Annotated in this window: 13 protein-coding genes and 1 pseudogene; 8 read left to right on the forward strand and 6 right to left on the reverse strand. The window is 72.0% G+C overall.

The window, feature by feature from the left end; genetic code table 11:
• Nucleotides 1-383 (forward strand): annotated as a pseudogene (locus V7793_RS24245) (hypothetical protein); the annotation flags it as partial.
• A gap of 24 nt (nt 384-407) precedes the next feature.
• Here V7793_RS24245 and V7793_RS24250 read toward each other — a convergent pair.
• Nucleotides 408-800, reverse strand: a complete 393-nt coding sequence (locus V7793_RS24250; RefSeq protein WP_245700453.1) for an STAS domain-containing protein — start codon at nt 798-800, stop codon at nt 408-410.
• 594 nt (nt 801-1,394) lie between these two features.
• Between V7793_RS24250 and V7793_RS24255 the strand changes: the two genes are divergently transcribed.
• From V7793_RS24255 to V7793_RS24275, 5 genes are all read left to right on the forward strand, one after another.
• The gene (locus V7793_RS24255; RefSeq protein ID WP_168092965.1) at nt 1,395-1,559 is read left to right on the forward strand and encodes a hypothetical protein; all 165 of its coding nucleotides are present in this window, start codon (nt 1,395-1,397) and stop codon (nt 1,557-1,559) included.
• Nucleotides 1,560-1,609: 50 nt separating this feature from the next.
• The gene (locus tag V7793_RS24260; protein ID WP_336009896.1) at nt 1,610-1,903 is read left to right on the forward strand and encodes a Dabb family protein; all 294 of its coding nucleotides are present in this window, start codon (nt 1,610-1,612) and stop codon (nt 1,901-1,903) included.
• Nucleotides 1,904-2,035: 132 nt separating this feature from the next.
• Entirely contained in the window at nt 2,036-3,106 is a 1,071-nt protein-coding gene (locus tag V7793_RS24265; RefSeq protein ID WP_443057988.1) for an RNA polymerase sigma factor SigF, read from the forward strand.
• A gap of 189 nt (nt 3,107-3,295) precedes the next feature.
• Nucleotides 3,296-4,129 carry an RNA polymerase sigma factor SigF gene (locus tag V7793_RS24270; RefSeq protein ID WP_058045431.1) on the forward strand — a complete coding sequence of 278 codons (834 nt, stop codon included), beginning with the start codon at nt 3,296-3,298 and terminating at the stop codon, nt 4,127-4,129.
• Nucleotides 4,130-4,264: 135 nt separating this feature from the next.
• Nucleotides 4,265-5,062 (forward strand): hypothetical protein, encoded by a 798-nt coding sequence (locus tag V7793_RS24275; protein WP_336009903.1) that lies wholly within the window; start codon nt 4,265-4,267, stop codon nt 5,060-5,062.
• 26 nt (nt 5,063-5,088) lie between these two features.
• Here the strand turns inward: V7793_RS24275 and V7793_RS24280 are convergent, their stop codons facing one another.
• Nucleotides 5,089-5,307, reverse strand: coding sequence for a hypothetical protein (locus tag V7793_RS24280; protein ID WP_336009906.1), 219 nt, complete (start codon nt 5,305-5,307; stop codon nt 5,089-5,091).
• Nucleotides 5,308-5,520: 213 nt separating this feature from the next.
• Here V7793_RS24280 and V7793_RS24285 point away from each other — a divergent pair, with 213 nt between their 5' ends.
• Both V7793_RS24285 and V7793_RS24290 read left to right on the forward strand, forming a co-directional pair.
• On the forward strand, nt 5,521-5,967 hold the full coding sequence (locus tag V7793_RS24285; RefSeq protein WP_336009908.1) for a MarR family winged helix-turn-helix transcriptional regulator: 447 nt from the start codon (nt 5,521-5,523) through the stop codon (nt 5,965-5,967).
• Between the two features lie 160 nt (nt 5,968-6,127).
• The gene (locus tag V7793_RS24290) at nt 6,128-7,771 is read left to right on the forward strand and encodes an MDR family MFS transporter (RefSeq protein WP_336009910.1); all 1,644 of its coding nucleotides are present in this window, start codon (nt 6,128-6,130) and stop codon (nt 7,769-7,771) included.
• A gap of 224 nt (nt 7,772-7,995) precedes the next feature.
• Here the strand turns inward: V7793_RS24290 and V7793_RS24295 are convergent, their stop codons facing one another.
• From V7793_RS24295 to V7793_RS24310, 4 genes are all read right to left on the reverse strand, one after another.
• Nucleotides 7,996-8,781, reverse strand: coding sequence for a TetR/AcrR family transcriptional regulator (locus V7793_RS24295; RefSeq protein ID WP_336009912.1), 786 nt, complete (start codon nt 8,779-8,781; stop codon nt 7,996-7,998).
• A 282-nt stretch (nt 8,782-9,063) separates the two neighbouring features.
• Nucleotides 9,064-10,578 carry an MFS transporter gene (locus V7793_RS24300; RefSeq protein WP_336009914.1) on the reverse strand — a complete coding sequence of 505 codons (1,515 nt, stop codon included), beginning with the start codon at nt 10,576-10,578 and terminating at the stop codon, nt 9,064-9,066.
• Nucleotides 10,579-10,655: 77 nt separating this feature from the next.
• The gene (locus V7793_RS24305; protein WP_336009916.1) at nt 10,656-11,048 is read right to left on the reverse strand and encodes a hypothetical protein; all 393 of its coding nucleotides are present in this window, start codon (nt 11,046-11,048) and stop codon (nt 10,656-10,658) included.
• A 52-nt stretch (nt 11,049-11,100) separates the two neighbouring features.
• A partial coding sequence (locus V7793_RS24310; RefSeq protein ID WP_336009918.1) for a sensor histidine kinase occupies nt 11,101-12,113 on the reverse strand: 1,013 nt, incomplete at its 5' end.

Raw genomic sequence — 12,113 nt, forward strand, 5'->3', positions numbered from 1 at the left:
TCGTGGGCCTGGCCGGCCGCTACGACGTGCCCGCCCGCACCACCGGCTCGGTCCCCCTGAAGGACCTCGCGGACTTCACGGGCCTCACAGGCCTCGCCGGCCTCGCGGCCGGGACCGCGCCCGCGCCGGTGCCGGTGCGGCTCGTGCACGGCACGGTCGACGACCAGGTGGACATCCGCTCCTCGTGGGAGTTCGCCGCCGCCCTCCAGGGGCACGGGTGGCCGGTGCGGCTCGATGAGCCGCGGACGGACCACGCCGGGGTGCTCGGAAGCGAGTTCGACCCGGCGCTGGGCCGCCTCCGCCCGAGCACAGCCGAACACGCCCTGGAGGGCGGCCGGATCACGGCCCGCGCCCTGGTGGAGGCGGCGGGGGCCACGGCCTGACGGGGCCGGCGGCCGGGCCGGCGCTCAGGCGACGCTGCCGTCCTGCGGACCCGCCTCCTCCGTCCGTACGGAGGGAAACGCGTCCACGATGGTGAAAGCGCTCTCCACTCCGGCCACGCGCATCACCCGCGACACGCGCGCCACACCCCGCACCACCCGTAGCCGCCCACCGCGGCAGAGCATCCGGTGCCGGGCTCTGAGCAGCAGCCGGAGTCCGCTCGCGTCCAGGAAAGTCACCCGGCGGAGGTCGATCACGATGTCGGCGCGGCCCCGTTCGGTCAGCGCGTCCATGCGCGGCCCGAGCTCCTGTTCCGCCAAGATGTCCATCTCACCGTGCAGTTCAATGATGATCGCGCCGCACGCCACGCGCTCCCGCATGGCGAAGGCGGGCTCGTCCGCGCCCATGTCGCCCCTCACCGACCTCCCTCGGCCCCTCACCTCCGGCACCGGCGGCGATCCGCCGGCTGCCGGATACCTTTCTGGTGCCCCCGCAGTACGTGAATCTCACCTATGTCGCAAAGCTGTGATCGCGCCTCCGGATCGGCCCGCGCCGGAGCGCGCGCGGGCGCGGAACGCACGAGGCCCCGGCTCCGGACCCGGGCGCGATACGGGTCCGGGGCCGGGGCTCCGGAAAAGCAGGTCGGGGGAAGCGGCATCGGGGGGACAGCCGCTTCCCCCGTCGGGGTCACGGCCTCCAAGTCCGGGCCGCGGTCGGGGGGGGAAGCTCGCGGCCCTGACCCCGCAGTGAGGCCATGTCCCTGGCCCTCCGGATTCCTGCCAGATCCGGTACGGGCTCCCCCTATCCTCCGCCCCGGCGCACGGGCCACCTTCCGGCGAAGGACCCGGCTTGGCAGGTCTTTGGTCCTTAAAGGTGGTGTGAGGAAGGCGGTGTGAACGCGGCGCGCGGAAGGGGAAACCGCGGGTTCGGTCACATGTGCGGATAGACTCCGCCACCGTAGGAGGCGATCACGGGGGACGCGGTCGCAGGGATCACCGGGGGAGGAGTGCCTCGTGGCGCAAGCGAAGAAGATCGCGCTCTGGGCTGCCGTCATTTTCGTGTCGTACACGATCATCCACTCCCCCAAGCGGTCGGCGGAGCTCGTCCAGATAGGGTTCGAGGGCATCTCGGACGCCGCCAAGAGCGTCGGCGAGTTTATGACCCAACTGATCAGCTGACGGGCCGCGCCGCCGAGCCGGAGCGGTCCGCCCGGCGTGGAGGCAGTGCCGTGATTCGTCACCTCGTCCTGTTCAAGCTCAACGAGGGCGTCCGGCGCGACGACCCGCGCGTCGTCGCCGGGGTACAGGCGTTCGAGGCGCTCGGCGACGCCGTCCCGGAGGTGCGCTTCTGGGAGTGCGCCTGGAACATCTCGGACCGGCCGATCGCCTACGACTTCGCCATCAACTCGGCCGTCGACGACGTCGAGGCGCTGCAGCGCTACCTGGACCACCCCGCGCATCAGGCGGGTGTCGCGCAGTGGCGTGAATTCGCCACTTGGGTGATCGCCGACTACCCCTTCTGAGCGCCCGCTGCGCACGGCCCCTCGCCACCTGGGCGAGGGGCCGTTTTTATGGTCAACACGATGTTATGGGGTTCTTGCACACAGTGCACATGTCTTGTGATGCTATGACCGCTTTTGCCGGATGAGTTGACCATGAAGGGTGGCAGAACCGTGTCGGCCCGAACCGTCCCCGAAGCCCCCCTCCAGGAAGCCCCTCCCCAGCGCGACCAGCCGCCCTCGGGCGCCACCGCGCGCCCCCTCGGACCCGACGCCGACCCCGGCGGGCCCGAGCTCCTCGAGCCCCCCGGCCGGGGCACCGGCCCGGCCGGCCCCGCCAGGACCGCCGCGAAGACTGCTGCCGCCCCCGCAGCGAACACCACGGGGGACACCGGAACCGGCAGCGGAACCGACACCGACCCCGACGCCGACCCCGACGACGCCGGCACCGATCACCCGAGGAGCCGCGGCGCCGACGCCAGGGCCCTCACGCAGGTGCTCTTCAAGGAATTCGTCACCCTGGAGACCGGCACGCCCGAACACGCACGCGTGCGTGCCGCACTCATCGAGGCGAACCTCCCCCTCGTCCGCTACGCCGCCGCCCGCTTCCGCAGCCGCAACGAGCCCATGGAGGACGTGATCCAGGTCGGCACGATCGGCCTGATCAACGCCATCGACCGGTTCGACCCGGACCGTGGCGTGCAGTTCCCGACCTTCGCGATGCCCACCGTGGTCGGCGAGATCAAGCGCTACTTCCGCGACAACGTGCGCACCGTGCACGTCCCGCGCCGGCTGCACGAGCTGTGGGTGCAGGTCAACGGCGCCAGCGAGGACCTCACCGTGCTGCACGGCCGCACGCCCACCACCGCCGAGATCGCCGAGCGGCTGCGCATCCCCGAGGACGAGGTGCTGGCCTGCATCGAGGCCGGTCGCTCGTACCACGCCACCTCGCTGGAGGCCGCGCAGGAGGGCGACGGGCTGCCCGGGCTGCTGGACCGGCTGGGCTACGAGGACCCGGCACTCGCCGGGGTCGAACACCGTGACCTCGTGCGCCACCTGCTCGTGCAGCTGCCGGAGCGCGAGCAGCGCATTCTGCTGCTGCGCTATTACAGCAATCTGACGCAGTCCCAGATCAGTGCGGAGCTGGGCGTCTCCCAGATGCACGTATCCCGGCTGCTCTCGCGGAGCTTCGCGCGGCTGCGTTCCGCAAATCGAATCGAAGCCTAACCCTCACGAGTGACCCCCTCCTCATACGAGGCAGCAGATATGTCGACTTGACGCTACAGCGTGTTGCCGACATGTGACATTCTGCAGGAACTGCGTTTGCCACAGCGCGGCCTCCGGTATTCAGGTGGGGGCCGAACCCCTCGTGCGAGGGGCACCGCTGTGACCCGTCCGCGACCTCAAGGGGGTGGCATGTCCGTAGACCTGGGCAGCGCGAAGGTGCTCGCCACCGACGCACCGCACGCCGTGCTCGACGACTGCGAATCCATCGACACCCGCACCCTCTCCCGTTCCCTCTTCCTGCGCCTGGCCGCCCTCGACCGGGACAGCGCGGAGCGCGCCTACGTCCGCGACACCCTGATCGAGCTCAACCTCCCCCTCGTGCGCTACGCGGCCGCCCGCTTCCGCAGCCGCAACGAGCCCATGGAGGACATCGTCCAGGTCGGCACGATCGGCCTGATCAAGGCGATCGACCGGTTCGACTGCGAACGGGGCGTGGAGTTCCCCACCTTCGCGATGCCGACGGTCGTGGGCGAGATCAAGCGGTTCTTCCGGGACACGAGTTGGTCGGTGCGCGTGCCGCGCCGGCTGCAGGAACTGCGCCTCGCCCTCACCAAGGCCAGCGACGAGCTCGCACAGAAGCTCGACCGCTCGCCGACGGTGCCCGAACTGGCCCTGTGCCTGGGCGTCTCCGAGGATGACGTCGTAGACGGCCTGGCCGTCGGCAATGCCTACACCGCGAGCTCCCTCGACTCCCCCTCCCCGGAGGACGACGGCGGCGAGGGCTCCCTCGCGGACCGGCTCGGCTATGAGGACAGCGCACTGGAGGGAGTCGAGTACCGCGAGTCCCTCAAACCCCTCCTGGCCAAACTGCCCCCCAGGGAACGGCAGATCATCATGCTGCGCTTCTTCGCCAATATGACGCAGTCGCAGATCGGCGAAGAGGTCGGCATCTCGCAGATGCACGTCTCCCGCCTCCTGACCAGGACGCTTTCACAGCTCCGCGAGGGTCTCATCGCGGACTAGACGCGCCACCACGGGGGATCTCACGGGGGAACATCCACCATACGGCGAGTCGCACGGGGGATCGCCGGCCTGCACCACCCGCCTCTGCGCCACCCACCTCTGTACTCCTGACTGACCGTCAGCCACACTGGGCCGATGCGTCGGAAGACGATCGTCTCCGCATCCGCCTCAGCCGCGGCGGCCGCACTCACCCTGGGAGCCGTTCTCGCAGGTTGCGGCGGCACCGACCGCGACGCCTACGTCGCCTCCGAGGCGGCAGGCCCCGGCTCGTCCTCCCACCCGGTGGGCGGCGCCGTTCCGCCCGACGAGGGCGTCGAGTTCCACTCCCTGCCCGCAGCGCCGCCTTCCGGCCGCTCGCCGGGCCGCTCACCGGGCCCTCCGGTTCCGGGCTCTTCCGGGTCGCCGGCCCCTTCGTCCCCCCAGTCGCCGCCATCAGCACAATCGCCGCTGCCGCCGTCCGGCAGGAGCAGCAGCCCGCAGGGCGCCGGCCACGGCGCGGATCCCCGTACGGACGCCGGAGGTCGTTCGCGCACCTGGAGCCCCGCACCACCGGCGAAACCGTCGCCGCCGTCGCCCCCTTCTCCGTCCTCACGCCCCGGGCAGCCGTCGCACACTCCCGAGGCCGCCCGGCTGGTGACCGGCGAGCCGCGCCGTTCCGCGGACGACGAGGGGCGGCGCTGGTGCGAGAAGGTCACCGTGCCGCTCGCCAACTCCGGCGGCAGCCCCGTCACCACGGGCACCGTCACCTTCGGCAGCCACGTGATCGACCTGCTCGGTCTGGACTGGTCCACGATCACCTCGGCGCAGCCGCTCCCGGTGCCGATCGAGGCGGGCGCGACGGCCGAGGGGACGTGGACGGTGTGCGTCGACGCCTGGCGTGTGCCGTGGGGCATGCACGTCGAGACGCGCGACGTGAAGGTGGAGTGGGGCTGAGCCGGGGGGGGCGTTCGGGCCGGGGCTCAGCCGAACGCGAGCCACACCACGGCCGCGACGACCGCGATGCCCGCGATCACGCCGGCGATCAGGCCGACGCGGGGGCCGGACGACCGGGCGGGGGCGGGTGCCGCCGCACGCCTGCCCGAGGGGCCGCCCTGGCCCTCGTCGACGAAAGCGCGGAACATCTGGGTGCTGCCCGCGGGGTCGTAGCCCTCGGGGTTCTGCTGATGGGGGTTGGCCATAGGCCAGGACCCTAGCGAAGGAGGGGCGGATGGCGCGCAGCGCCCCGCTCCACTGAGGCGCTCCGTCCGTTTCCGCTCCGACCTGCGGCTTTACACCCCTCTAGAAATCCTTGGCCCTACCTTTACCCATGGAAACCCCATTTCACTTGCCTGTAGCAACCAACTCCTGGTTACATCGTTGCCCTAAGCAACTGTAAGTGGGGAGGGCGGCGCGTGGCCGAGCAGGAGCAGTACGAAGAGCTCGCCCGGCAGCTCAGCGCCGTCGCCGCCGTCCGGCGCGACCTCGCCCGCGCACTCCCGGCGGACTGCTCGCCGGCCGCGGCCGTCGTGCTCACGATGCTGCGGCAGTACGGCGAGATGCGCATGGGCAAGCTGGCCGAACTGCTGCTGATCGACATGTCGGTGACCAGCCGGCACGTCGCCTACGCGGAGGCCCGGGGCTGGCTCGAACGGCACCCGGACCCCGCGGACCGGCGGTCCCGGCTGCTGCGCATCAGCCCCGGCGGCGAGGCCCTGCTCCGGCAGGTCTCCGGGCGCTACACCCAGGCGCTCGCGACCTGCCTGCAGGACTGGTCGTCGGAGGACGTCGGCCGGCTCATCGAGCTGCTCGGACGCTTCCGCGAGAGCTTCGACGGCTGCCGGACCCCGCGCACTGCGTAGACCGGCACCACGGAGACCCGCACGACCCGCACGACCCGTAGGACCTGCAAGACCCGCAGAACCCGCAAGGCCCGTAGGACCCGCAAGACCTGCAAGTCCCGCAAGACCCCGCAGACGTACACACACATCTCAAGCCACACTCGCACCGCAAAGGAACTTCATGGCTTCGACCACACCGGCCGGTGTGGGGGGCGGCCACGCCAAGCACGGCGGCCAGGACGCCGACGCCCCCATGACTCACCGGCAGATCATGGAGGCGCTGTCCGGGCTGCTGCTCGGCATGTTCGTCGCCATCCTGTCCTCGACGATCGTCTCCAACGCACTGCCCGAGATCATCTCCGATCTGCACGGCAGCCAGTCCTCCTACACCTGGGTCGTCACGGCCTCGCTCCTGGCGATGACCGCGTCCACCCCGCTGTGGGGCAAGCTCTCCGACCTGTTCAGCAAGAAGCTGCTGGTCCAGATAGCCCTGATCGTCTACGTCGCGGGCTCGGTCGTGGCCGGCCTCTCGCAGAACACCGGCACGCTCATCGCCTGCCGGGCCGTGCAGGGCATCGGCGTCGGCGGCCTGTCCGCCCTGGCGCAGATCATCATGGCGGCGATGATCTCCCCGCGCGAGCGCGGCCGTTACAGCGGCTACCTCGGTGCGACCTTCGCCGTCGCGACGGTCGGCGGCCCACTGCTCGGCGGCGTCATCACCGACACCGACTGGCTCGGCTGGCGCTGGTGCTTCTACGTCGGCGTGCCCTTCGCCGTGATCGCGCTGATCGTGCTGCAGAAGACGCTGAAGCTGCCCGTGGTGAAGCGGGACGTGAAGGTCGACTGGCTCGGCGCGTTCTTCATCAGCGCCTCGGTGACGCTGCTGCTGGTGTGGGTGACCCTGGCGGGCAAGAACTACGACTGGATCTCGTGGCAGACGTACGCCATGGTCGGCGGCTCGGTCGTGCTCGGTGCGGTCTTCGTCTACGTCGAGTCCAAGGCGTCCGAACCGATCATCCCGCTGCGGCTGTTCCGCAACAAGACGATCACCCTCTCGTCGGCGGCGAGCCTCTTCGTCGGTGTCGCGATGTTCAGCGGCACGGTCTTCTTCTCGCAGTACTTCCAGCTGGCGCGCGGCAAGTCGCCGACGATGTCCGGCGTGATGACGATCCCGATGATCGCCGGCCTGTTCCTGTCGTCGACGATCTCCGGGCAGATCATCACCAAGACCGGCCGCTGGAAGGCCTGGCTGGTCAGCGGTGGCGTGCTGCTCACCGCGGGCCTGGGGCTGCTCGGCACCATGCGCTACGACACGCCGTACTGGCACCTGGCCGTCTACATGGCCCTCGTCGGCCTCGGCATGGGCATGATGATGCAGAACCTGGTGCTCTGCACGCAGAACCAGGTCGCCCCCAAGGACCTCGGCGCCGCCAGTTCCGTCGTCACCTTCTTCCGCTCCCTCGGCGGCGCGGTGGGCGTCTCCGCGCTCGGCGCGGTGCTCGGCAACCGGGTGACGGACTACGTCAAGGACGGCATCGCCGCGCTCGGCCCGCAGGCCGCGGCCGCCGCGGCCAAGAGCGGCGGCTCCGGCGGCGGCATCCCCAAGCTGGACGCGATGCCCGCGCCGCTGCGGACGGTCGTCGAGAGCGCCTACGGGCACGGGGTGGGCGACGTGTTCCTCTACGCCGCGCCGTGCGCGCTGCTGGCCTTCGTCCTGACCCTGTTCATCAAGGAGGTCGCCCTGCAGGGACGGCCCGGGGCACCGGCGGCCGGCGCCGCCCCCGCCGCGGGACAGGAGGCGGAACCCGCCCGGCAGGGCGGCTGACAGACCCCGTCGGCCGGGGCGCGGAATCGAGCGGAGACGCGCCCCCGGCGGACGGAAACCGGGACCGGAACGGCATGAGGGTCCCGGAGACGGGCCCCGGGTGGTGGCGCGCGCACAGGCAGGGGACGGCCTGCGCGCCACCGGCCGGGGCCTTCAGTCGTGGGAGCCGTTCAGCCGTGGGAACCGGTCGGTCGTCGGAGCCGCGGTCAGCCGTCGGAGCCGGGTCAGTCGTCGGAGCCGCGGTCCCGCATGACCTCGATGCCGGCGATCACCGTGTCGAGGGCGTACGCGAAGTCGCGCTGCCGCATCTCCGCGACGCTCCCCGCCTTCTCCCAGGTCTCGGTGACCTCGGCGGCCTCCTGGTAGGTCTCCGCCCACTCGGGTTTCGCGGTGACCACGTTCATGACGTCCCGGAAGTACTCGTCCTCGGTGACGCCGGCCGCCCGGCAGCGCTCCTTGTACAGGCCCTCGACCGTGCAGAAGCCGTAGACGAACTGGAAGAGGGCGGCGAGCGCGCCGGTGATGCGCTCCTGGGGGATGCCGCAGCGGCCCATCACGGCGAGGGTGGAGTTCGAGAACGCCATGGAGTGGGGGCCGAGGTTGAGGTACCGGCCCACCAGGTGGGAGACCCACGGGTGGTCGGCGAGGCACTTGCGGTAGGCCTCGGCCATGCTGCGGAGCTGGTCGCGCCAGTCGGCGCCCTCGTCGGACGGGTCCGGGAGCGGCACCTCGGCCCAGATCTCGTCGAGGGCGTACTCGAGGAGGTCGTCCTTGTTGTCGACGTACCAGTAGACCGACATCGCGGTCACGCCCAGCTCGGCGGCGAGGCGCCGCATGGAGAACTTCTCCAGGCCCTCGGCGTCGAGCAGGCGGATCGTGGTGGCGACGATGCGCCGCCGGTCGAGGCCCGCGCCCTGGTCGTCCCCGCGCCGCGGGGCGGGATCGGGCTTCCCGGCCAGCCACACACTGGCCCGCGGCCCGCTCGCCGCGCCCTTACCGCCGCCCGCCATCCTGCGCCTCCCTCTCAATTCCCATCCGCAACAAATGCTAGGCCCTGCCCCACCCCCACCGGGGGCCTCGGAAACCGCGCCCCGGCCCGTCCGAGGGGCCCCGAGGCTTGATGGGCCCGGCCCACCACCCCCGCCGCAACGGCGAGCAACCCCACACCACCTGCCCGGCGGCGCCGGACCCACCTCACGCCCGGACGGCACCGCCGAAACCCGCCGCGGCGGAATACAGGGCAGGGGCGAACGAACCCACGTTCCCTAGGTCCGCCCCCGCGAGGGGAACCGTTACTGCGGTGACTCCGACCGCTCCGCCCTGCGCAGCAGGAGCGCTGCGATCAGGCCGCCCGCCAGGACCGCCGCCGCACCGACCAGCTGGCTGGTGTGCACGCCCGTGGCGAACGCGTCGGCGATCGCCGCGCGGTCCCCGTCCGTGCGGGCGTCGGCCAGCGCGGCCGGAAGGGACCCCGCCCCCGCGGCCACCGCAGGGACCAGCGCCGCGAAGCGCGAGTTCAGCACGGCGCCGAGCACGGCCACGCCGAGCCCGTTGCCGCACTCCTGCAGCGTGCCGTTGAGGCCGGCGCCGACGCCCGCCTTCTCCGGCGGGATCGCGGACATGATCGCCGTGGCCATGGCCGGCATGGCCAGCGCGATGCCGGTGCCCATCAGCACGAGCCCGAGGAACATCCCGCCGTACCCGTGCGCACCGAGGACCGCGATCGCCGCGAGCCCCGCCGCCAGCAGCCCCATGCCGCCCGCGATCGAGACCGGCGTGCCGACCTTCGGCAGGAGGCGCGCCCCGACGCCCGTCAGGTTGAGGACGATGATGACCAGCGCCAGCGGCGACATCCGCAGACCGGTCTGCAGCGGGTCGTAGCCGAGCACGAGCTGCAGGTGCTGCGTGAGCAGGAAGAAGGACCCGCCCATGCCGAAGGCGACGAGGATGGAGCCGGAGACCGCGCCCACGAACCGCCGGTTGCGGAAGAACTGCATGTCGAGCATCGGGTACGGAGCCCGCCGCTCCCACAGGGCGAACCCCGCCAGCACCACCACGCCCACGGCGCCCGGGATGAGCACCCGCGCGGACGTCCACCCGTGCCCGGGCCCGGAGATGATCGCGAAGGTCACGCCGGTCATGCCGACCGTGGACAGCAGCGCACCGAGTACGTCGGGCCGCTCACCGGCCGGGTTCTTGGACTCCGGCACCCACTTGAGGACGGCCAGCAGGCCGAGCACCGCCACCGGCAGGTTGATCAGGAAGATCGAGCCCCACCAGAAGTGGTTGAGGAGCGCCCCGCCGATCAGCGGCCCGGCGGCGAAGCCGAGCGAACTGACCGCGCCCCACAGCCCGATCGCCTTGGTGCGCTCCTCGTCGTCGAAGACCTGGACGATCACGGCGAGCGTGGTGGTCATCAGCAGCGCGCCGCCGATGCCCATGCCGGCGCGGGCGGCGATCAGCTGCCCGGTGGTCTCCGACAGGCCCGCCGCGAGCGAGCCGATGCCGAAGAGGGCGAGCCCGGCGGCGAGCAGCTTCTTGCGTCCGTAGCGGTCGGCGGCGCTGCCCGCGGTGAGCAGCAGTCCGGCCTGGACCAGCGAATAGGCGTTGATCATCCACTGGATGTCGGACGTCGCGGCGCCCATCTCCTCCGTGAGGGAGGGGATGGCGACCGTGAGGACGGTGTTGTCGAGCAGGACCGTGAGCTGCGCGAGGCAGATCACGGCGAGCACCACCCACCGGGTGGGGTTGCGCTCCGGCCGCGGCGCGGCGGTGGAGCCCGGTGATTCCGTGGTCGGCGCTGACATGCGCGATCCCCCCTGTACAGCGTATGACTGGCGTGCGTCGTACACCGTACAAGACGTCTTCTACGCCGTACAAGGCTTTATTTCCGCACCGGCCTCGTCAGGTCGTAGAGCGTCGCCCCGCCCACCGTGACCTTGGTGAAACGACCCTCCACCCAGGCCGCGATCTCCGCGGAGACGGAGCTCCCCCGCGCTCCGCCGCCGGGCCCGCCCCGCCGCTCCGCGCCGCCGGAGGCGATGAAGTAGTGCACCTTCCCGGCCGCCGCGTACGCCTGGAACTGCCGCAGCGTCGGCGACGGATCGCTCCCGTTGAAACCGCCGACGGCCATCACCGGTACCTGCGTGGCGAGCTGGTAGGCGGCCGCGTTCTGCGAGCCGACGGCGGCGGCCGCCCAGGTGTACGACGCCGCGTCCTTCTTCACCGCGGCGGCCGCGGCGGCCCCCACGCGCTGCCCGCCGAGCAGACCGCCCATGGCTCCGCCGCCGGGCCGATCGTCACCCTCGGCCTCACCGGCCTCACCGGCCTCACCGGCCCCGCCGGGCCGCCGGGATGCCCGGCCCGTCGTCCTCCACCTCGACCTCCACGAGCCCGCCGCCGGAGGAGCCGCGCGGCGAACCGCCGGAGGCGACCCGTACGCGAGCGGTCACGGTCGTCCCCGCCGGCGTGTGCGTACGGGCGTTGGCCAGCAGATTGACGAGGACCTGGTGCAGACGGGCCGCGTCGCCCCGTACCGCCACCGGCCCGGCCGGCAGGTCGAGGCGCCAGGCGTGGCCCGGCCCGGCCGCCCGCGCGTCGCTCACGGCGTCGACCACGAGCGGAGAGAGGTCGAGGTCCGCGAGCGCCTGCGGGCGGCCGGCGTCCAGACGGGCGAGGAGCAGCAGGTCCTCGACGAGCCCAGTCATCCGGTGGGCCTCGGACTCGATGCGGCCGAGCGCGTGCCGGGTGACCGGTCCGATCTCTTCGCGGCCTTCCCCGGCGCCCCCGCCGGGCGCGGCCCGGCGGGTGAGTTCGGCGTAGCCGCGGATGGAGGCGAGCGGCGTCCGCAGCTCGTGACTCGCGTCGGCGACGAACTGCCGGACCCTGGTCTCGCTCTCCTGGCGCGCCGTCAGCGCCGAACCCACGTGGCCCAGCATACGGTTGAGCGCCGCGCCGACCTGTCCGACCTCGGTCCGCGGGTCGGCCTCCGCTTCGGGCACGCGCTCGTGCAGGGCCACTTCGCCCCGGTGCAGGGGGAGTTCGGAGACGCGCGTGGCCGTCGCGGCGACCCGTCGCAGCGGCCCCAGCGCGATCCGTACGGTGGCGGCTGCGGCGATCCCGGCGGCGACGAGCCCGGCCGCGGTCACGCACACCTCCACCACGACAAGGGTGTCGAGGGTCTCCTGAACGGCGGCGGCGGGGATGCCGACCAGGTACGTCGTGCGGTCGGGGGCGGTGACGGACCGGGCGCGGTACTGTCCGCGCCCGGGCAGGACGACGTCGTGCGGCCTGCCGTCGCGGGGAAGCGCCGCGAGGGCCTCGCTCTGGCCGGAGGTCAGCG

The organism is Streptomyces sp. KLMMK (assembly GCF_036961605.1).
GTDB lineage: Bacteria > Actinomycetota > Actinomycetes > Streptomycetales > Streptomycetaceae > Streptomyces > Streptomyces telluris.

Bases quoted from the DNA above. Each gene is read 5' to 3' on its own strand.
- V7793_RS24275 (WP_336009903.1), top strand. From the start codon at position 4,265: ATGCGTCGGAAGACGATCGTCTCCGCATCCGCCTCAGCCGCGGCGGCC.
- V7793_RS24290 (WP_336009910.1), top strand. From the start codon at position 6,128: ATGGCTTCGACCACACCGGCCGGTGTGGGGGGCGGCCACGCCAAGCAC.
- V7793_RS24305 (WP_336009916.1), bottom strand. From the start codon at position 11,048: ATGGGCGGTCTGCTCGGCGGGCAGCGCGTGGGGGCCGCCGCGGCCGCC.
- V7793_RS24295 (WP_336009912.1), bottom strand. From the start codon at position 8,781: ATGGCGGGCGGCGGTAAGGGCGCGGCGAGCGGGCCGCGGGCCAGTGTG.
- V7793_RS24265 (WP_443057988.1), top strand. From the start codon at position 2,036: ATGAAGGGTGGCAGAACCGTGTCGGCCCGAACCGTCCCCGAAGCCCCC.
- V7793_RS24270 (WP_058045431.1), top strand. From the start codon at position 3,296: ATGTCCGTAGACCTGGGCAGCGCGAAGGTGCTCGCCACCGACGCACCG.
- V7793_RS24280 (WP_336009906.1), bottom strand. From the start codon at position 5,307: ATGGCCAACCCCCATCAGCAGAACCCCGAGGGCTACGACCCCGCGGGC.
- V7793_RS24300 (WP_336009914.1), bottom strand. From the start codon at position 10,578: ATGTCAGCGCCGACCACGGAATCACCGGGCTCCACCGCCGCGCCGCGG.